Source organism: Bradyrhizobium ottawaense (assembly GCF_900099825.1).
In the GTDB taxonomy this organism is placed as follows: domain Bacteria; phylum Pseudomonadota; class Alphaproteobacteria; order Rhizobiales; family Xanthobacteraceae; genus Bradyrhizobium; species Bradyrhizobium ottawaense_A.
In genome coordinates this window covers 7,999,113-8,019,873 of record NZ_LT629693.1, presented here as the reverse complement: position 1 = coordinate 8,019,873, position 20,761 = coordinate 7,999,113, and the positions used below count along the sequence as shown (strand labels likewise).

Below are 20,761 nucleotides of genomic sequence, written 5' to 3'. Positions count from 1 at the left end.
GAATCGCCCTTCGCAATCACTCAACAATCGTCAGTCCAATTTTTCCACGCGCAGCGAGGAGGCCCGCAAAAGCAAGGAGCGCGAAGCAAGCCCCTGCGAAGAAGGTCCCTTTTGGACCTGCAGCATCCCAGAGCGCGCCCGAGAAGATTTTGGTAATGGAAGCGGTTGCTTCGGTGACGCCTTTAATGACGCCAGCCCTGACCATCGAAGTGCCCAGCACCGTCACGAGATAGACCGAAAGGAGGGCATCGATCATCCCGGAAGAAAAATCCATCAGGTTCAAAGCAAAGCCGAGCGCCCAGATACCGCTGGGAATTTCACTCAGAGAACTGTTCGCCTTGGTCGCTGCGGTCATGTGTTGTCCTTGCCTTGTCTCAGGACAACGAAAAACCCGCCAATGGCGGGTTACGAACATGCTCCCGCCGCGACGAGACTTTGGCAGTCCCACCCAGCAGGAGTCATCAGCCCACGGCGGGCGGGTATCGGGGGACCCCATCCCCATCTATAGCTCAACTTACTTGCAGATGCCGACAAGGGTCAATCTGTCTAGTCCTAGGTTGGCGGACAGGACAGCCGTGACGCCGGCCAGGATTGTTGAGTTATCGAGGTGCTGGCGGGCGATCGTAGCGCCGCAGATTGTGTCGTTGACCAGGAACGCTGAGAGAATCCCGGAGGAAAAAATGACCATTCCAAGCAGCGTGATCGGTCGTCTAACGTAAGCTGCGATCAGGAAATCGACATCATCGAGCCCGCGGTGCAGGCCGGCCGGGCCGAAGGCATCGCCGTGGAAGGGTCGTTTTCGGCCGACACGGTTTTCCTTCGCGCCAAGGCCGGCGCCTTCGATGCGGTGCTCACGATGTATCACGACCTGGGCCAGATCGCGATGAAGCTGATGGGATTCGATCGCGGCGTGACGATCCTGGGTGGTTTCCCGTTTCCGATCTGCACGCCCGCGCATGGTACGGCGTATGACATCGCGGGCCAGGGCATCGCCGCGATCGGTGCCAGCCGCGCCGCCTTGTTGCTGGCGGCCGAGATGGCGGGTGCTGCCCGGATTGGGTAAGCCCGGCGGTCTTGAACGCCGCAAAGCCGAGATCGCGCCCAAGCGTTTGCCGCCATCAAGACGTTATGCCGCAGCCCGCCACGGTTTGCGGAAAACCCGGCCGGACCGCGCTCTTGGAGCCGGGTAAGTTAACAACAGGACCGCAAAGATGGCCGTCAACCCCTTGACCGGGCCCGCCAGTCGTTCTGTGATGCATCACAACTACCAGTCGCCGCATGTTGAGGGGCCTGCCGCGATCTTCGATCCATCACCTGACCGAACTGCACGTCAAACTGCTGGTCGGATTGACGTATTTGCGTGAGGGATCATCGGGTTGGCCCAATAACTGCAGGCGCTGCCAAACAAATGTTCCCGGACGTCTCTCTGAAAGGCCTTGCCCATGAAACGCGTATCCCTGGTTCTTGCTCTTGCCGTTGCTGCTGGCCTTTCGGCCCAGGCGGCTTCGGCGCAAACCCTCAAGACGGTCAAGGACCGTGGCATGTTGTCCTGCGGCGTCAGCCAGGGCCTGCCGGGCTTCTCGTCGCCGGACGACAAGGGCAACTGGACCGGGCTCGATGTCGATATCTGCCGCGCGGTCGCGGCCGCCATTTTCAATGACGCCACCAAGATCAAGTTCGTGCCGCTGTCGGCCAAGGACCGCTTCACCGCGCTGCAGTCCGGCGAAATCGACGTGCTGTCGCGCAACACCACCTGGACGCTGTCGCGCGACACCTCGCTCGGCGCCAACTTCACCGGCGTGACCTACTATGACGGCCAGGGCTTTCTGGTGAAGAAGTCGCTGAAGGTGAATTCGGCGCTGGAACTAAACAGCGCCTCGGTGTGCGTGCAGACGGGAACCACGACCGAGCAGAACCTCGCCGACTACTTCAAGGGCAACAACATGAAGTACGAGGTGATCGCGTTCGCCTCCGCCGACGAAACCGTGAAGGCCTATGAATCCGGCCGCTGTGACGTCTTCACCTCCGACGTGTCCCAGCTCTATGCCGAGCGCCTGAAGCTCGCCAACCCCGCCGATCATGCCGTGCTGCCCGAGGTGATCTCCAAGGAGCCGCTCGGCCCGATGGTCCGCCACGGCGACGACCAGTGGTTCGACATCGTCAAATGGACGCTGTTTGCAATGGTCGACGCCGAAGAGCTCGGCGTCACCCAGAAGAACGTCGACGAGATGGCCAAGTCCGACAAGCCCGAACTCAAGCGTGCCTTCGGCACCGACGGTAATCTCGGCGAACAGCTCGGCCTGACCAAGGACTGGGTATCGCGGATCGTGAAGGCGGTCGGCAACTACGGCGAGTCCTTCGATCGCAACGTCGGCGCCGGTTCCAAGCTCGGCATCGCCCGCGGCCTGAACCAGCTCTGGAACAAGGGCGGTATCCAGTACGCACCGCCGATCCGCTGATCGCCGGCAGGGGGCTGCGGCGATGGCCATCGAACCCCGAGAACCGCCGTCGCAGCTCTTGCCGAAGCTGCAGCGGGCGCTTGGCGGCCGGGCAGGCTGGAGCGGCTTCGTCATCCAGCTCCTGTTCGTCGCCGTGCTCGCCTGGATCGCGTACGAGATCGTCGCCAATGCCCGCGCCAATCTGCAGGCGCAACGGATCACCGCGGGCTTTGGCTTCCTTGAAAACACGGCGGGTTTTGACGTCAGTCAGAACCTGATTTCCTATTCGGGATCGGATACCTATACGCGGGTGTTCCTGGTCGGCCTGCTCAATACGCTGCTGGTGTCTGGGATCGGCATCTTCTTCGCCACGCTGATCGGATTCACCGTGGCGCTGGGCCGGCTGTCGCCGAACTGGCTGCTGTCGAAAATCTCCGCCGGTTATGTCGAACTGGTGCGCAATCTGCCGCCGCTGTTCCAGATCCTGTTCTGGTATCTGGCGGTGCTCGCGGCACTGCCCAATCCCCGGCAGAGCATCTCGATCTTCGACCGCTTCTATCTTTCCAACCGCGGCCTGGTGATTCCAAAACCGATCGGCGAACCCGGTTTCGAGCCGTTTGTCATCGCGCTGCTGGTCGCCATCGTCGCCGCGATCGGGCTATGGCGTTATTCCCGCCGGGCGCTGTTCGACAGCGGCAAGGTGATCAAGGTCTGGCCCTATGCGTTGGGCCTTGTGGTCGGTTTGCCGCTCATCAGCGCGCTGATTTTCGGTGCGCCTGTGGTGTTCGAAGTGCCGGTGCTGAAGGGCTTTAACTTTTCCGGCGGCTCCCGCGTCATTCCGGAATTCGTCGCACTCACGCTGGCGCTGTCGACCTATACGGCGGCTTTCATCGCCGAGATCGTGCGTGCCGGCATTCTCTCTGTGCACAAGGGACAGATGGAAGCCGGCTCCTCGCTCGGGCTGCAGCGCGGCTCGGTGCTGCGGCTGATCGTGATCCCGCAGGCGTTGCGGGTGATCCTGCCGCCGCTCACCAACCAGTATCTCAACCTGACCAAGAACTCGTCGCTGGCGGTGGCGATCGGCTATCCCGATCTGGTCTCGGTGTTCGCCGGCACCACGCTGAGCCAGACCGGCCAGGCGATTGAAATCATCGGCATCACCATGGGCGTTTATCTGCTGATCTCGCTGATCACGAGCGCGGTGATGAGTTTTTACGGATGGCGGCTGGGCCGGAGCCTGGGCAACTCATGACCGACATCGCCACCCCACCGCCCTTCGTCAGCGACAAGTTGATCGCCGAGCGCCCGGCGCCGATCAAGACCACCGGTTTCGTCGGCTTCCTGCGCACGCGGCTGTTCAATTCGCCGACCAACATCCTGATCACGATCGTGAGCGCGCTGCTGCTGTGGTTCATCGTCGTTCCCGCGCTGAAATTCGTGCTCGTCGATGCGGTCTGGACCGGCAACGACCGCAACGCCTGCCTCGCCGAAAACGTCGGACATGCGGTCGGCGCCTGCTGGCCGTTCGTGCAGGCCAAATTCAGCCAGTTCATTTACGGTTTCTATCCGGAAGCCGAACGCTGGCGCGTCAATCTGACTTTCACTCTTGCCATTATCTTGTTGCTACCGCTGCTAATTCCCCGGCTGCCGGCCAAGGGTCCGAATGCCATTCTGTTTTTCCTCGCGTTCCCCGTCGTCGCTTTCTTCCTGCTGTATGGCGGCGGACTTGGCGGGTTGGGCGTGAGCTGGACCGCAGGGGTCTTGTCGGGATTCAACGACAGCATCGGCGAGGGCGGGCGCAAGCTTGCAGCGGCCGGCGAGAGGGCCGCAGTGATCGGGCCGCTGTTGTGGGGCCTCGGCAAGTTGATCGTGCTGATCAGCACCGCCATCTCCTGGGTGTTGCTGCCGCTGACGTGGCTGCGCGATCAGATCCAGTCTTTTGGCCGCCCGGTATGGGCGGATTTCGTGGCCACCGCCGTGATCGTGTCGGGCCTGCTGTTCTGGATGGGGGGCGGCACGCGCACGGGCTGGCGGCCGCTGATCACATGCCTTGGGGTCTTCGCCGGGATCGGCATCGTGATTGCGCTGATGGGGCTCGACCGCGGCGGCTTTCCGGTGGTCGATACAAGGCTCTGGGGCGGCCTGCTGGTTACGCTGGTCGTGTCGGTGGTCGGCATCGTCGCCTCGATGCCGGTCGGCATTGCGCTGGCGCTCGGCCGGCGTGCCAGCATTCCGCTCATTCGCATCTTCTCGATCGCCTTCATCGAGTTCTGGCGCGGGGTGCCGCTGATCACGGTGCTGTTCTTCGCCACCTACATGCTGCCGCTGTTCGTTCCGACCGGCTTCACCATCGACGGCCTGATGCGCGCCCTGATCGGCATTGCGCTGTTCGCCGGCGCCTACCAGGCCGAGGTCATTCGCGGCGGCCTCAACGCGATCCCGCGCGGGCAGGGCGAAGCGGCGAGTGCACTCGGGCTGTCCTGGGCCAAGACCACGGCGCTGATCGTGATGCCGCAGGCGCTGCGCCACGTCATACCGGGCCTCGTCAACTCGTTCATCGCGCTGTTCAAGGATACTTCGCTGGTCTCGATCGTCGCCTTGTTCGATCTGCTTGGGCAGTTGCGGGCCTCGTTCTCCGATCCGGTCTGGTCGACGCCGACGACGCTGTTCACGGGCTTTGCCTTCACCGGCATCATCTATTTCGTCTTCTGTTTTGGCATGTCGCGTTACTCGCTGTTCGTTGAGAACAGGCTGAACGCGCATCGCCGCAATTGAGTGTATGAACATGGCAACTGACTCGATCGTCGGCATCAACGGCCTCAACAAGTGGTATGGCGATTTTCACGTCCTGCGTGACATCAACCTCGACGTCGCCAAGAGCGAGCGCATCGTGATCTGCGGGCCGTCCGGCTCCGGCAAGTCGACGCTGATTCGCTGCATCAACGCGCTGGAGGAATTCCAGGAAGGCCACATCGTCGTCGACGGTACCGAACTCGGGCCGAACCTGAAGCGGGTCGACGAGGTCCGCCGCGACGTCGGCATGGTGTTCCAGAGCTTCAACCTGTTTCCGCACCTGACCGTGCTGGAGAACTGCACGTTGGCGCCGATCTGGGTGCGCAACATCCCGAAGAAGGATGCCGAGGCGGCGGCGATGAAATACCTGGAGCGGGTCAAGATCCCGCATCAGGCCAACAAATATCCGGGCCAGATGTCGGGCGGACAGCAGCAGCGCGTCGCGATCGCGCGCGCGCTGACGATGAATCCGAAGGTGATGCTGTTCGACGAACCGACGTCGGCGCTGGATCCGGAAATGGTCAAGGAAGTGCTCGACACCATGGTCGATCTCGCCAGGGAAGGCATGACCATGCTGGTGGTCACCCACGAAATGGGATTTGCCCGCGAAGTCGCCAACCGCGTCGTCTTCATGGACGCCGGCCAGATCATCGAGTCGAATACGCCGGAGAGCTTCTTCTCCAACCCGCAGCACGCGCGGACCAAGCTGTTTTTAAGCCAGATTTTGCGGCATTGATTTAGCGAGTAGCGAATGGCGAGTAGCGAATAGAAGGTTCCCTATTCGCCATTCGCTACTCGCCATTCGATTCTAGACCTTCACGAGCGGCAATTCGATGTTGCTGCGCTTTTCCAGCCATGCCGGCACCGGCAGGTTCTTCGAACGCATGAACGCCGGGTTGAACAGCTTCGACTGATAGCGATTGCCGGAGTCGCAGAGAATCGTGACGATGGTCTTGCCGGGGCCGAGCTGCTTGGCCAGGTGGATCGCGCCGGCGATATTGATGCCGGTCGAGCCGCCCAGGCACAGGCCTTCGTGCTCCAGCAGCTCATAGATGATGGTCACGGCTTCCTCATCGGAGATCAGGAACGCGTCGTCGACGTTCGCGGTCTCGATGACCGACGTCTTGCGTCCGAGCCCGATGCCTTCCGTGATCGAGTCGCCTGGCGTCGATTTGACCTGACCATGCTTGAACAGTTCGTACATCGCGAAGCCATGCGGATCGGCGCAGGCGGTGACGATGTCCTTGTTCTTTTCCTTCAGGTACCGGCTGACACCGGCGAGCGTGCCGCCGGTGCCGACCGAGCAGATGAAGCCGTCGACCTTGCCGTTGGTCTGCGCCCAGATTTCCGGTCCGGTCGAGTCGTAATGCGCCTTGGGATTGTCGAGGTTGTTCCACTGGTCGGCGAACAGCACGCCGTTCGGTTCGGTCTTGCGGAGCTGCTCGGCGAGACGCCTGCCAAGATGCTGATAGTTGTTCGGGTTGGAGAAGGGAAGCGCCGGCGCTTCGACGAGCTCGGCGCCGCACAGCCGCAGCATGTCCTTCTTTTCCTGGCTCTGCGTCTCCGGAATCACGATCAGGGTGCGGTAGCCGCGGGCGCTGGCGACGACGGCAAGACCGATGCCGGTATTGCCGGCGGTCGATTCCACCACGAGGCCGCCGGGCTTGAGGTCGCCGCGCTTCTCGGCTTCGAGGATCATCCATTTGCCGGCGCGGTCCTTGACCGACTGGCCGGGATTCATGAATTCGGCCTTGCCGAGGATGGTGCAGCCGGTGGCTTCGGATGCGTGCTTCAGTTTGATCAGCGGCGTGTTGCCGATCGCCGCCACGACGTCTTTGTTGAAGGTCATGTCTTTGAATTCGCCGGTTTCATTGCCCAATCGTTGGGCGACCCTAAAGGAGCGCCGCAGGCCATACAAGCCAGCGATATGGTGCAACGGTCAGCCGGATTTGGCGAACACCACCTGACGCACGTCGATATTTCCGGACAGGAATCCGGCCTCGCAATAGGCCAGATAATACTCCCACAACCGCCGGAAGCGATCGTCGAAACCCGACGGCATCAGGTTCGGCCAGGCCGCGCGGAAATTGCTTCGCCAGATTGCAAGTGTCTTGGCATAATCTTGCCCGAAAATGCGTTCGCGGATGACGGGAACGCCGAACTTCTCGCCGAGGTTTTTGAGGATCTGTGGCGAGGGCAGCATGCCGCCCGGAAAAACGTAGCGCTGGATGAAGTCGACGTCGCGGCGATAGGTCTGAAACAGGCTGTCCTGGATGGTGATGGCCTGAATGCCGGCAAGGCCGCCCGGCAACAGGCGGTCGCGCAACTGTGAGAAGTAGTTCGGCCAGAATTGCTCGCCGACCGCCTCGATCATCTCGATCGACGCGATCCGGTCGTACTGGTCGCGCTCGTCGCGGTAGTCCTGCAACCGGATCTCGACGCGATCGCCGAGGCCGGCCGCCTGGATGCGCGCCTGCGCGAAATCGCGCTGCTCCTTGCTGATGGTGAGGCCGACCACCCGGATGCCGAACGTCTTGGCCGCATACTCGGCAAAGCCACCCCAGCCGCAACCGATTTCGAGCAGCTTCTGCCCGGGCCGCAGATCGATCGCTTCGGCAAGCCGCCGGTACTTGTTGTTCTGCGCCGCGGTCAGGTCCGACGTGTTGTCCTCGAACAGCGCCGAGGAATAGGTCATGCTGGGGTCGAGCCACGCCGAATAGAAGGCGTTGCCGATGTCGTAATGGGCGTAGATGTTGCGGCGGGCCTGCCGCCTGGTGTTGCGGTTGAGCCAGTGCCGGAAGAACTGGATGGTGCGCGTCAGCGGCGTTCCGACCAGCATGGTCTGCATCCAGGCCTGGTTGACGCAGAACAAATAGAGGAACTGGGTCAGGTCCGGCGTGTCCCATTCGCCGCGCAGATAGGCCTCAGCGATCCCGATGTCGCCGCTGCGCACCAGCCGCGATGCGAAGCCGTAGTCGTAGATCGTCATGGCGGCGGCAGGTCCGGGCGCATGGCCGCCGAGCCGGACCATGCGGCCGTCGGCCAGGGTGACGTCGAGTGTGCCGCGTTGCAGTTTCGAGCCGAAACGCAGCGCCAGCCGGACCAGCCGCGGAAGTTCCGGAAATGCGGCGTCCACGGTTTCCGATGTGACCGAACTCGGCTCGGGCAACGGCGATTGATCGAACGACATGACACCTGACCCTGGCATGGTCGGCCTGCTTTACTGCCTGCCGCCGGCGGGTAACGCCGGCGAAGTATAATCGTTGCTTTTTGCGGCCGACAAGCCGGTCTTGACGGCGGCGTTCTGACGCGGCACCAGCCGTGCGCCCTTGAGCCAAAGCCGCAGCGCCTCCCAGTGGATCGCGGTCATGATTTTCAGGGTGACCAGCGGGAAGGCAACGAACGCGCGCAGCAACTGTCGCGTGTTCAGGGCGCGCCGGCGTCCATTGAAGGTTGCGGCGAGCAGGGGGCCGTCGCCGTCAGTCTCCAGGATACGCAGTTGGACCCGCTGATCCGGCGGCAAAACGCGGAAATGGTAGCGCATCGCCATCTCGATGAAGGGCGAGACATAGAACAGCGTTTCATGTTGCTGCCTGACGCCGGCTTCGCTGAGCTGGTCCGGTTTCACCGGCAGGACGTAAGCGTGGATGTCGCCGAGCGTATTTCGTACCTCGTAGATCATCAGCGCCAGTCCGCCATCGGCGTGATAGCAAAAGTAGACCGAGAGCGGATTGAAGGTGTAGCCGAGCAGGCGGGGATAGCAGAGCAGCAACACCCGCCCGCCGGTGAGATCGATGCCTTGCTCGGCAGCGCAGCGCTGCGCATAGGCGCGCAACGGCGTTCCGTCGCGCTCGCCATGGTCGGCCTCGTGGAAACTGTAGAGTGCGGCCCGGTTGACGCCGAACAAGGCGGACTGGCGGTCCGCCGCCGCGAGGCGGTCGAGGTCGATCAACAGGCTCATGACACGGTAGCTGAAGCGATGGCCCATCGGCTTCAGCCGCGCATGCATGACCTCGCCGACATAGAGCGACGCCGCGGCGTCGGCGGCCTCGTCCTGCATCCCGGTTCTGGTGGACTGCCTTCGCATCGCTACTCCGCGGCTTCCGCGAGGTTCGTCGGCAGTTCGCGCCACGGCGCGATCGCGCCCAGCGCCTCTGCGACGGAAAGCCCGGATCGCAGCCCATCCTCATGGAATCCGTATCCGGTCCATGCGCCGCAGAACCAGGTATGACGCCGGCCCTGAATTTCGCCGAGGCGCTTCTGGGCGGCAAAGGCCGCGGCATTGTATTGCGGATGTTCGAACATGAACTTGCCGAACGTCAACGCCGGATCGGGCTCGATCGGCGGGTTGAGGCTGACGAACAAGGGCTTGTCTGGATCGATGCCCTGCAGCGGGTTCATCCAGTAGGTCACGGAGACGTCGTTATCGACCGATCCCTGGCGCGGCCAGCGCAGGAAATTCCACTGGTCGCTGTGCGAGGCGACCACGACGTGGTCGTAGGTCTCGGCGTGGCCGTGGCTGTCGTGGACGACGACGCCACGCGGCGTTCGCTCGATCGCGGTGACGGCGCAGCCGAGCCTGATCCGGTCACGGAATGACGCCGTCAGTTTCTCGACATAATGCCGGCTGCCGCCCTTCACCGTGCGCCAGACCGGGCGGTCATATTGCAGCAGGCGATGGTTGGCGAAGAAGGCGACGAAGTTTTCGGCCGGGAATTGCAGGATATCGCTCGCCGGCGCCGACCAGATCGCGGCACCCATCGGCGCCAGATAGTCCGCAGCAGCCGCGGCGCGAAATGGTTGACACGGAAATAGTCGCCGAGCGTCAGCCCTGCGAGTTTGCCGGCGGCATAATCCCGGGCGCTCTGCTCGTTGAAGGTCAGGACGTCGCGCAGCATCCAGAGATAGGACGGAGACAGCAGATTCCGGCGTTGCGCGAACAGACCGCGGACGGTCTCAATCCAGTTGTTGCCGCCGCCTTTCCATTCGAACCGGCCGGTATCCGCGGTCACCGCGAAGCTCATGCAGCTTTCCACGGTTTCGACGTCAAGATGGGCGAACAGCGCCGTCAGGTCCGGATAGTTCAGTTCGTTGTAAACGATGAACCCGATGTCGACGGTGAGCGGCGTGCCGTCATAGTCGATGGTCACGGTGTGGCTGTGCCCGCCGACCCGCCTTTCCCGGTCATAGACCGTGACCGGATAACGTTTCGAGAGACTCCAGGCCGCGGCATTGCCGGCGATTCCCGTCCCGATCACCGCGACGCGCATTTAAACCCCTCATCCAGGCTCCGCCGCCAGAGACGGATCCCGACATACGGTACGGACGAGGTCGATCTGGAGTTTCACGTCGAGGCTGCACGGCATGATCGGCCGTCTGCTGAAGCCGCTGATTCGGATGTCGCGGGGCTGCGTGAGCCGGCCGTCAGGCGGTAATCTTCGAGGTCACCCAGAAAGCACCGGTTGCGGCGATCGCGCCGAGCAGGGTCCCCCAGCCGATATCGACCAGGGTGAGTTGGGTGGTCCAGTTTTTCAGCGTCGCCTGGTTGGTGAGGTCGTAGGTCATGTAGGTGAAGAAGCCGAACAGGGCGCCGCTCAGCGTCGCCCGGCCGAGGCTTCCGGATTTCAGCGCCGGAACGACGGCGAAGAAGACCAACCCAACCGGATAGATGCCGTAGAACGCCGCGGCCGCCGGCAGATTGGCATCGCTGAGCAGGATGTTGCCGAGTGTCGGGCGGTACAAGCGGCTCGCCATCGTCCCAAGCCAGACCATGTCGCAGGGCAGGAACACAGCGAGGGTCGACAAATAGGCATAGACATAGACCATCATGGCGTGCTCGCTGCTTGGATCAACACTGTCAGCAAACGATGCCGCTGACGACTCTCCTGGCATTAACGTCGAAACCGCTCGCTTGGATCACGGATCGCCGTGGCGGATCGATCCGTCAGGTTGCCGCGTCAATCTTCGCGTGGAACCGGAATGGATGAACGATCGTACGCAGTCTGTGGATTCGGCGCATCAGGGCGGAGAAATCCCCATGAAATCTTTGTAAGAATCACATACGTCCGGAGCTGCAAAAATCGCAATAACGCCTGCAATACAAGGGGAAGTCGCATTCCCTTCGGCCATAATCGAGCTCCATGCGCGAAGGGTGGAAACCGGCGCGGGACTGTCCGCTCCCAGTTCCACGGGGTACAGTGACGGTTCGGTCCAACGGAAGCATCACCCCGTGAATAGTTCGCAGTTCCCACATCCCGGCGTTGCGCGCGCACCGCGACGGGATTCTGCGCGCGTCGGGGTGCGGACGTGACCGTCTTCCGCCTTTTCGCCGCTGACCGGGTGGCCCGCCTGTCAGGTCCGGCAAGCTCTGGTCCCGCAAGGCTGGCGCGATCGCTCGCGATGGTGTGTCTGGTTGGCAGTTCCGCCGGCTGCGTCCTGACCCAGGATCTGCCCGATCCGGCGCTGGAAGTTCCCCAGGGTTACAAGGCGGCGCGACTGGCGACGGCGACGGATGCGCCACCGACGCTCGATTGGTGGCGCGGCTTTCGGTCGGCTGAACTGACCCAGTTGATGGAAGAGGCGCAGACCGTCAATCTCGACATCGCCGCCGCCACTGCGCGCTTCATGCAGGCCGATGCGCAGGCCCGGATCGCCGGCGCGCCGCTGTTGCCGAGCCTGAGCGGCAACGGCCAGGAAGCCTATTCGCGCACCTCGGGCTCGAGCGCCAGCGGCCTGACCAATGGTGGCCGCGAGGTTGTCAATTACTCGGCCTCGCTCAGCGCCAGTTACGAGCTCGATTTCTGGGGCAAGAATCGCGACGCCGCCCAGGCCGCGGAAGAGACCGCCGTCGCCAACCGTTTCGACCGCGACGTGGTGGCGCTGACCACGCTGACCACCGTCGCCAACGCCTATTTCCAGGTGCTGACTTCACAGGATCGGATTCGCACCGCGCAACAAAACATCGCGAGCGCCACGCGCATCCTCGAGGCCATCAAGCAGCGGTTTAAGGCCGGCACCGGCACCGACCTCGACGTTGCCCAGCAGGAGGGCGTTCTCGCTAACCAGCGCGCGTCGGTGCCGCCATTGAAGCAAACGCTCGACCAGAACGTCAATGCGCTGGCGATACTGGTGGCACGGCCGCCGGAAGCCGTGCGTGTCATCGGCGGTTCGCTCAATCAGATCGCCTCGCCGCGGGTGACGCCGGGTCTGCCGTCGGAATTGCTGACGCAACGTCCCGATATCAGACGCCAGGAAGCGCAGTTGGCTTCCGCGACGGCCAATGTCGGCAACGCCCGCGCGCAGTTCTTTCCGAGCATTCAGTTGACTGGGCAGGGCGGCTATCAGAGCTCGGCGCTGGTGTCGCTGTTCCAACCGCATGCCGCGTTCTTCAGCCTGGTCGGCGGCCTGACCCAGCCGATCTTCGACGGCGGCAAGATCCTCGGCAATTTCGAATACACCAAGGCCAAGCAGGACGAGTTGCTGCAGACCTATCGCAAGACGGTGGTGCAGGCGTTTGCCGACACTGACACCGCGTTGTACGCGATCCGCCAGACCACCGAGAAGCTGCGGCTGCAGCGCGAAGTGGTGGCGGCCACACGGAGGGCCTTCCAATTGTCCGAACAGCAGTTGCGGGCCGGAACCGCCGACATCGTAACTGTGCTAAATACGCAATTGAGTTTATTCCAGGCGGAAGATTCGCTGTGGCAGGCCCAACTGGCCCGGCTGCTCGCAATCGTCAGCCTGTATCAGGCGCTGGGGGGCGGCTGGGAGCCGAGGATGGAGAGGCCGGTCAATGCTCTTTAAGCCGGACAAGAAGGACAACGCGAAGACCGTGGACGGGCGCAAGCCGAGCCTGGTCTCGCGGATCCTCAGGCGCATGGTGTCGCTGACCGTGCTGCTCGTGATCCTCGGCGGTCTCGCTTACATAGGCTGGTACGCGTTTCAGCCGAAGGCGGGTGGCGGCAATCGCGGCGCCGCCGGCGCACGTAACGACCTGCCGGTGCCGGTGCTGGCGGCGACGCCGCGCACGCAGGACGTCCCGGTGTATCTCGACGGCGTCGGCTCGGTTCGTGCCCTGAACAATGTCATCGTGCGCGCGCAGGTCGACGGCAAATTGATCGCGGTGAATTTCACCGAGGGCCAGGACGTCAAGAAGGGCGACGTGCTCGGCGAGATCGATCCCGTCATCTACAAGGCGCAGTACGATCAGGCCGTCGCCAAGAAAGCGCAGGATGAAGCACTGCTCGCCAACCAGCGCATCGATCTTGCCCGTTACCAGCAACTGGCCGCATCCAATGCCGGTTCGAAGCAGCAGGCCGATACCCAGCGCGCCGTGGTCGCCCAGCAGGAAGCGCTTGTGAACGCCGACCAGGCCGTGATCGACAACGCGCAGGCGACGCTCGGCTACACCAAGATCATTGCGCCGCTGTCGGGGCGCGCCGGCCTGCGCCAGGTCGACCAGGGCAATATCATCCACGCCGCCGATCTGACCGGGCTCGTGATCATCACCCAGTTGCAGCCGATCGCGGTGCAGTTCAGTCTGCCCCAGCAGCAGATCGTGCGGGTCAACGCGGCTTCGGCCAAGGGCGTGCTGGCCGTCGATGTGTTCGGCAATGACGGCGTGACCGTCGTCGATACCGGCAAGCTGACCGGCATCGACAACCAGGTCGATCCGACCACCGGCACGCTGAAGCTGAAGGCGGAATTCCCCAACGGCAAATTCCAGCTCTGGCCCGGACAGTTCGTCAATGTGCGCCTGAAGGTCGAGACACTTGAAAAGGCGATCGTGGTGCCGACCTCGGCGGTGCAGCGCGGACCTGCCGGCACGTTCAGCTATGTGATCGGCCCCGACAATGTCGCGACCGCCAAACCTGTGGTGGTGACGCAGCAGAACGAGACCGATGCGGTGATCGCGAGCGGGCTCACCACGTCAGACCGCGTCGTGACGACGGGATTCGCCAATCTGTCCGATGGTGCCAAGGTGCTGATCGGCAAGGACGAGCAGGCGCCGACCGCCGACCTCGCGCCCCGCGCCAAGCGCAGCCGCACGCCCGACGCCAAAGGCGGCCAAAAGGATGGTCAGGCCAAGGATGCTCAAACCAAGGATGGTGTCGCCGGGAACGGACAGAAGAAAGACGGGCAGGGCAAGCGCGGCGAGGGCGATCAGAAGGGACCAGCATCGGGGAACGAACAGTCAGGCGGCGCCGCGAAGTCGCAGCCATGACCGAGAGTTCTATTGCCTGAATATCCGACTTCGCGCGCCTGAGTACGCAACCATGAGCAGCACGCCACCATGAGCGTCTCCGAACCATTCATCCGCCGGCCGATCGCGACCTCATTGTTGGGGATCGCGCTGTTGATCGGCGGCGCGCTCGGCTACTGGGCGTTGCCGGTGTCGGCGCTGCCGCAGGTCGATTTCCCGACCGTTCAAGTGACCACGCAACTGCCGGGCGCCAGCCCCGACGTGATCGCCTCGCTGATCACCGCGCCGCTGGAGCGCCAGCTCGGGCAAATTCCGTCGCTGTCCTCGATGCAGTCGACCAGCTCGTTCGGCGTCAGCCAGATTTCGCTGCAGTTCGATCTCAACCGCGACATCGACGGCGCCACCCAGGACGTCCAGGCCGCGATCAACGCCGCTGCCGGCATCCTGCCGAAGACGCTGCCGTATCCGCCGACCTACGCCAAGGTCAACCCGGCCGACGCCCCGGTGCTGACGCTGGCGCTGACCTCGGACACGATTTCGCTGCGCGCCATGAGCGATATCGCCGATACGATTCTGGGCCAGCGGCTCAGCCAGATTTCCGGCGTCGGCCGCGTCGCCATCCTCGGCGGGTTGAAGCCCGCGGTGCGGGTGCAGGCCGATCTGGCGCGGCTCGCCTCCTACGGCATTGCGATGGAAGACCTGCGCAGCGCCATTGCCGGCGCCAACGTCTCCGGGCCGAAGGGATCGCTCGACGGCGCACAGCAGGCCTACACCATCGCCGCCAACGACCAGATCGCGGCGGCCGAAGCCTACAAGCCCATCATCATCGCCTATCGCAACGGTTCGCCGGTCACCATCGGCGATGTCGCCATCATCATCGACGGGCTGGAGAACGACCGTACCGGTGGCTGGTATCAGGGCACACCGGCCGTCATCATCGATATCCAGCGCCAGCCCGGCGCCAATGTGATCGACGTGGTCCAGCAAATCCGCGCCGAAATTCCCAAGGTGCAGCGGGCGATCCCGGCCGGCGTCAACCTGACCGTGGTCTCTGACCGTACCGTCACCATTCGCGCCTCCGTGCACGACGTGCAGTTCACGCTGATCCTGAGCGTGGTGCTGGTGACGCTGGTGGTGCTGTTGTTCCTGCGTTCGCTGCGGGCGACCTTGATCGCGGGCGTGGCGTTGCCGCTGTCGCTGATCACGAGCTTCGGCATCATGTATTTCTCGGGCTTCAGCCTCGACAACCTGTCGCTGATGGCGCTGACGATCGGCACCGGCTTCGTGGTCGACGACGCCATCGTGATGATCGAGAACATCGTCCGCCACATGGAGGACGGCGAGTCCGTGATGGAAGCCTCGCTGAAGGGCGCCAGCGAAATCGGCTTTACCGTGATCTCGCTGACGGTGTCGCTGATCGCGGTGTTCATCCCGCTGCTGTTCATGTCTGGGCTGGTCGGACGCATGTTCCGCGAATTCGCGCTGACGCTGACGATCGCGGTCGTGACGTCGGCGATCGTGTCGCTGACGCTGACGCCGATGATGTGCTCCCGGCTGCTCAAGCATGCCGGCGAGGAGATGACGGTTCCGGGGCTGGCGGCGGTCAGTCGCTTCATCGACCGCATGGTTGAGTTCTATCATCGCACGTTGCTCGTGGTGCTGCAGCACCGCACCATGACCATGGTAGTGACCTTCGCCACCATCGCGTTGACGCTGGTCCTGTATGTGATCGCTCCGAAGGGATTTCTGCCACTGCAGGACACGAGCTCGATTACGGTCGTGACCGAAGCCGGTGCCGATGTCTCCTTTGCCGAAATGCAGAGCCGGCAGACGGCGGCGGCGACCGCGATCCAGGCCGATCCTGATGTCATCGGCGTCGTCTCGGTGATCGGCGCGGGCTCGGTCAATCCGACCACCAATGTCGGGCGTCTGGTGATGACGCTGAAGCCGCGTGGCGAGCGCCGCGACGACGTCTCGGCCGTGATCGACCGGCTGAAGGCGCGTACGGCACAAATCCCCGGCATGACGATCTATTTCCAGCCGGTACAGGACGTGCAGATCTCGACCCAGTCGAGCCGTTCGCAATATCAGTACACGCTGACCGCCACCGATGCGGCCGAGGTGACGTTGTGGACCAACAAGCTGGTCGCCGAGATGCGCCGCGATCCGATGTTCCGCGACGTCTCCTCGGAGGCGCAGGATGGCGGCTTGCGCGCCGCGCTCGACATCGACCGCCAGCGCGCCGGCCAGCTCGGCGTCAGCATCCAGGGCGTCAACGACACGCTCAACGACGCGTTCGCGCAGCGGCAGATTTCGACCATTTACGGCCAGGCCAACCAGTACCGCGTGGTGCTGGAGGCGCTGCCGATGTATCAGCGCGATCCCTCGATCCTGTCCAAACTCTATCTGCCCGGCGTGGCGGGCGCCCAGGTGCCGCTCTCGGCGGTGGCCAAGCTGACACGCACCACCGCGCCATTGGCGATTTCGCATCAGGCCCAGTTTCCCGCCGTGTCGCTCAGCTTCAACCTGGCGCCCGGCGAGGCCCTGGGTGACGCGGTCGAAGCGGTGAAAACCATCGAAGCCCGGATCGGCATGCCCGGCAGCATCGTCGGCGTGTTCGGCGGCGACGCCGCCGAATTCTCGAAATCGCTGGCCGGCCAGCCATGGCTGATCCTGGCCGCGATCGTCACCATCTACATCGTGCTCGGTGTGCTCTATGAGAGCTACATTCATCCGATCACCATTCTCTCGACGCTGCCGTCGGCCGGCGTCGGCGCCATCCTGGCGCTGATGCTGTTCGGACAGGATCTCTCCGTGATCGGCCTGATCGGCATCATCCTCTTGATGGGTATCGTCAAGAAGAACGCCATCATGATGATCGACTTTGCTTTGGAGGCTGAACGTCATCAGGGCATGTCGGCGGACGAGGCGATCGTGCAGGCCTGCCTGTTGCGCTTTCGCCCGATCATGATGACGACGCTGGCCGCCTTGTTCGGCGCGCTGCCGCTGGCGGTCGAAAGCGGTACCGGCGCCGAGCTGCGCTTTCCGCTCGGCATCTCCATCATCGGCGGCCTGCTGCTGAGCCAGATGCTGACGCTCTACACGACGCCTGTGATCTACCTGGCGCTCGACCGGCTCAATCGCAAGATCGAGAAGGCGGTGCCGGAGCCTGGACCGGTCGGCCCACCGATCGCGGGTGCTTCCGAGGGGATGCAGTGATGGCATCGATCTCGGAGCCCTTCATCCGCCGGCCGGTTGGCACCACGCTGCTGGCGATCGGGCTCTTTCTGGTCGGCGGCGTCGCCTACAACTTCCTTCCGGTCTCGGCCGTGCCGAACGTCGATTTTCCGATGATCCGGGTGTCCGCCACGCGGCCCGGCGCCGACCCCTCGATCATGGCGGCGACGGTGGCGGCCCCGCTCGAACGCAAGCTCGGCACCATCGCCGGCATCGACCAGATCACCTCGACCAGTTCGCTGGGCACGACCAGCATCCAGTTGCAGTTCTCGATCGGGCGCAACATCGACCGCGCCGCGCGCGACGTGCAGGCCGCGATCAACGCCTCGCTGGCTGATCTGCCGAGCGACCTGCCGTCGCTGCCGAAATTCCGCAAGGCCAACCCGGCGGCGGCGCCGGTATTCGTGCTGGCGCTGACGTCGAAGACGCTGACCACAAGCGCGATGTACGATGCGGCCGATACCGTGATCGCGCAACGCATTTCGCAGGTGCCGGGCGTCGGCGAAGTCACGGTCAGCGGCGCCGATCAACCCGCGGTGCGCATCTCGCTCAACCCGGTAGCACTGGCGAATGCGGGGATCGCGACCGACGACGTTCGCCTCGCCATCATCAATGCCAATCCGCTCGGGCCGGTCGGGATCTTCAACGGCAGCCGCCAGAGCGAGACGCTGTCGATCAACAAGCAGATGCGTGCCGCGGCCGAGTTCCGCGACATCATCGTCAAGAGCTCGGGCGGCAATTACGTCCGGCTTTCGGATGTGGCGGAAGTGGAAGATTCCGTGCGCAACAGCCGCTCGATCGCCTGGTTCAACAAGCAGCCGGCCGTGCTGATCCAGATCACCAAGCAGGGCGACGCCAACGTCATTGAGACTGTCGACCGGGTGAGGGCGCTGATCCCCGAGCTGAAGGAATGGCTGCCCGGCGGCGTCGAGATTTCGACGCTGGTCGACCGTACCGGCACCATCCGCGCCAGCGTTCAGGACATGCAGTGGACGCTGCTGGCGACCGCCTTCCTGGTCATGGTCGTGGTATTCGCCTTCCTGCGCCGGCTGACGCCGACGATTGCGGCCGGCGTCTCGGTGCCGCTGGCGCTGGCCGGCACCTGTGCCGGGATGTGGCTGGCCGGGTTTTCGATCGACAATCTGTCGCTGATGGCGCTGGCGATCTCGATCGGCTTCGTGGTCGACGACGCCATTGTCATGATCGAGAACATGTACCGCAACCTCGAAGCGGGCATGGCGCCGTTCGCGGCGGCGCTGGAGGGTGCCAAGCAGATCGGGTTTACCGTGCTGTCGATCAGCCTGTCGCTGATCGCGGCCTTCACGCCGCTGATCTTCATGGACGGGATCGTTGGCCGGCTGTTGCGCGAATTCTCGCTGACGCTGACCTTCGCCATCGTGGTGTCGACCGTGGTGTCGCTGACGATCACGCCGATGATCTGCGCGCATTACATCAAGGAAGCGACTTCGAGTCGCGCGACCCTGTTCGATCGAATCGTCGAAGGCACGTTGTCGCGGATCGTTTCGTTCTACGAGCGGACGTTGCGGGTGGTGCTCGGTTTCCCGTTCCTGACCCTGATCGTGTTCTTCGCGACCATCGCGCTGACGGTGGTGCTGTATATCAAAACCCCGAAGGGCTATTTCCCGACCGACGACTCTGGCTTCGTGATCGGCGCGACGCGCGCATCTCCCGACATCTCGTTCCAGGCCATGCTCGGCCTGCAGCAGCAACTGGCCGACATCGTCATGGCCGATCCGGCGGTTGCCGGCGTCGGCTCCTCGCTCGGCGGCGGCGGTGGTCCGGGCGGCGGCGGCTCCAACCGCGGCGTCATGTTCATCAGCCTGAAACCGCCGGAGGAGCGGGAGGGCCTGTCGACCGCGCAGGTGATCGATCGCCTGCGCAAGAACCTCTATCGGGTCGCCGGCATCCGCCTGTTCATGTTCGCGGCGCAGGATATTCGTGCCGGCGGACGGCAGAGCGATTCCGACTATCAATATACGCTGTCGAGCACCGACCTCGACCTGTTGCAGAAGTGGGCGCCGCTGGTGGGCAAGCGGATGGAGACCGTCGAGGGCATCACCGACATTTCTAGCGACCGCGATCCCGGCGGGCTGCAGCTCAACCTGGTGATCGACCGGAAGACCGCGTCGAGCCTCGGCGTTCGCGTCCAGGACATCGACAACGCTCTCAACAACGCCTTTTCGCAGCGGCAGATTTCGATCGTCTACACCCAGCGCAACCAGTACATGGTGGTGCTGGAGATCGACCCGAAATTCCAGGCCGATCCGTCCAACCTGGAGCGCATCTACGTCGCCGGCGCCAACGACGTGCAGGTGCCGCTATCGGCGCTGGTGGACTACCAGCGCGGCCTGTCGGCGCTCGCGGTATTTCACTCGCAATCGTTTCCCTCGACCACGGTGTCGTTCAACCTGATGCCCGATGTGCCGCTGGAAGTCGCGACCTCGAACATCCAGCGCGCGGTCGACGAATTGCACATGCCGGAGGGAATCCGTGGCAGTTTTGACGGCAACGCCGGCGATTTCAACAAGACCAGCGGGCGGCAGCCTCTGCTGATCCTCGGCGCGCTGGTGGCGATGTATATCGTGCTCGGCGTGCTCTACGAGAGCCTCGCGCATCCGCTCACCATCATTTCGACGCTGCCGTCCGCGGGTCTCGGCGCGCTGCTGGCGCTGCAGGTGACCAATACGCCGCTCACCGTGATCGCCTTCATCGGCATCATTCTGCTGATCGGCATCGTCAAGAAGAACGGCATCATGATGGTCGACTTCGCGCTCGATGCCGAACGCCACCGCGGCCTGTCGTCGGCCGAGGCGATTTTCGAGGCCTGCAGCGTCCGGTTCAGGCCGATCCTGATGACGACGATGGCGGCCGCGTTTGCCGGAATTCCGCTGGTGATCGCCACCGGTCCCGGCACCGAATTGCGCCGGCCGCTCGGTATCACCATCATCGGCGGATTGTTCGTCTCGCAGATCCTGACGCTCTACACCACGCCGGTGATCTACCTCCTGATCGACCGGCTGCGGCAACGATGGTCCCGGCCGGCCCCGGTCGCCGCACCTGCCGAATAGTT

13 protein-coding genes, 2 pseudogenes and 1 riboswitch are annotated in these 20,761 nt (G+C 63.5%); of the genes and pseudogenes, 9 read left to right on the top strand and 6 right to left on the bottom strand.

Translation table 11 applies throughout. The annotated features are described in order from the left end of the window. Nucleotides 1–16: 16 nt before the first annotated feature. Nucleotides 17–355 (bottom strand): hypothetical protein, encoded by a 339-nt coding sequence (locus tag BLR13_RS37860; protein WP_074829442.1) that lies wholly within the window; start codon nt 353–355, stop codon nt 17–19. 90 nt (nt 356–445) lie between these two features. Continuing rightward, nucleotides 446–509, bottom strand: a riboswitch (Fluoride riboswitch). Between the two features lie 218 nt (nt 510–727). Between BLR13_RS37860 and BLR13_RS37855 the strand changes: the two are divergent. From BLR13_RS37855 to BLR13_RS37835, 5 genes and pseudogenes are all read left to right on the top strand, one after another. Beyond that, a pseudogene (locus BLR13_RS37855) lies at nt 728–1,063 on the top strand (4-hydroxythreonine-4-phosphate dehydrogenase PdxA); the annotation flags it as partial. A 379-nt stretch (nt 1,064–1,442) separates the two neighbouring features. Then, a complete protein-coding gene (locus BLR13_RS37850; protein WP_074829446.1) occupies nt 1,443–2,459 on the top strand; it encodes an amino acid ABC transporter substrate-binding protein in 1,017 nt (338 codons plus the stop codon). Nucleotides 2,460–2,481: 22 nt separating this feature from the next. Beyond that, on the top strand, nt 2,482–3,690 hold the full coding sequence (locus tag BLR13_RS37845) for an amino acid ABC transporter permease (RefSeq protein WP_074829449.1): 1,209 nt from the start codon (nt 2,482–2,484) through the stop codon (nt 3,688–3,690). After that, nucleotides 3,687–5,213 carry an amino acid ABC transporter permease gene (locus BLR13_RS37840; RefSeq protein WP_074829451.1) on the top strand — a complete coding sequence of 509 codons (1,527 nt, stop codon included), beginning with the start codon at nt 3,687–3,689 and terminating at the stop codon, nt 5,211–5,213. Before BLR13_RS37845 ends, BLR13_RS37840 begins: the two co-directional genes overlap by 4 nt. 10 nt (nt 5,214–5,223) lie before the next feature. Next, complete coding sequence (locus BLR13_RS37835; RefSeq protein WP_074832266.1) at nt 5,224–5,967, top strand: amino acid ABC transporter ATP-binding protein; 744 nt, start codon at nt 5,224–5,226, stop codon at nt 5,965–5,967. Nucleotides 5,968–6,039: 72 nt separating this feature from the next. Here BLR13_RS37835 and BLR13_RS37830 read toward each other — a convergent pair whose 3' ends face one another. The 5 genes and pseudogenes from BLR13_RS37830 to BLR13_RS37810 all read right to left on the bottom strand — a co-directional run bounded on the left by BLR13_RS37830 (nt 6,040) and on the right by BLR13_RS37810 (nt 11,060). Further along, a complete protein-coding gene (locus tag BLR13_RS37830) occupies nt 6,040–7,080 on the bottom strand; it encodes a cysteine synthase A (RefSeq protein WP_074832269.1) in 1,041 nt (346 codons plus the stop codon). Nucleotides 7,081–7,170: 90 nt separating this feature from the next. Then, nucleotides 7,171–8,421 carry a class I SAM-dependent methyltransferase gene (locus BLR13_RS37825; RefSeq protein WP_433994250.1) on the bottom strand — a complete coding sequence of 417 codons (1,251 nt, stop codon included), beginning with the start codon at nt 8,419–8,421 and terminating at the stop codon, nt 7,171–7,173. A gap of 30 nt (nt 8,422–8,451) precedes the next feature. Further along, nucleotides 8,452–9,318: a DUF1365 domain-containing protein gene (locus tag BLR13_RS37820; protein ID WP_244525022.1), complete on the bottom strand. Its 867-nt coding sequence runs from the start codon at nt 9,316–9,318 to the stop codon at nt 8,452–8,454. A 2-nt stretch (nt 9,319–9,320) separates the two neighbouring features. Further along, a pseudogene (locus BLR13_RS37815) lies at nt 9,321–10,501 on the bottom strand (NAD(P)/FAD-dependent oxidoreductase). 154 nt (nt 10,502–10,655) lie between these two features. Beyond that, nucleotides 10,656–11,060 carry a DUF2177 family protein gene (locus BLR13_RS37810; protein ID WP_074829456.1) on the bottom strand — a complete coding sequence of 135 codons (405 nt, stop codon included), beginning with the start codon at nt 11,058–11,060 and terminating at the stop codon, nt 10,656–10,658. A 570-nt stretch (nt 11,061–11,630) separates the two neighbouring features. On the opposite strand from BLR13_RS37810, the gene BLR13_RS37805 reads away from it, so the two are divergent. The 4 genes from BLR13_RS37805 (at nt 11,631) to BLR13_RS37790 (ending at nt 20,759) form a co-directional block, all read left to right on the top strand. Continuing rightward, the gene (locus BLR13_RS37805) at nt 11,631–13,034 is read left to right on the top strand and encodes an efflux transporter outer membrane subunit (RefSeq protein ID WP_074829459.1); all 1,404 of its coding nucleotides are present in this window, start codon (nt 11,631–11,633) and stop codon (nt 13,032–13,034) included. Beyond that, complete coding sequence (locus BLR13_RS37800) at nt 13,024–14,454, top strand: efflux RND transporter periplasmic adaptor subunit (protein ID WP_074829461.1); 1,431 nt, start codon at nt 13,024–13,026, stop codon at nt 14,452–14,454. The genes BLR13_RS37805 and BLR13_RS37800 overlap by 11 nt, the downstream gene beginning before the upstream one ends. Nucleotides 14,455–14,523: 69 nt before the next feature. Continuing rightward, nucleotides 14,524–17,652, top strand: a complete 3,129-nt coding sequence (locus tag BLR13_RS37795; protein WP_074829463.1) for an efflux RND transporter permease subunit — start codon at nt 14,524–14,526, stop codon at nt 17,650–17,652. Next, nucleotides 17,652–20,759 (top strand): efflux RND transporter permease subunit, encoded by a 3,108-nt coding sequence (locus BLR13_RS37790; RefSeq protein WP_074829464.1) that lies wholly within the window; start codon nt 17,652–17,654, stop codon nt 20,757–20,759. Before BLR13_RS37795 ends, BLR13_RS37790 begins: the two co-directional genes overlap by 1 nt. Nucleotides 20,760–20,761 lie beyond the last annotated feature (2 nt).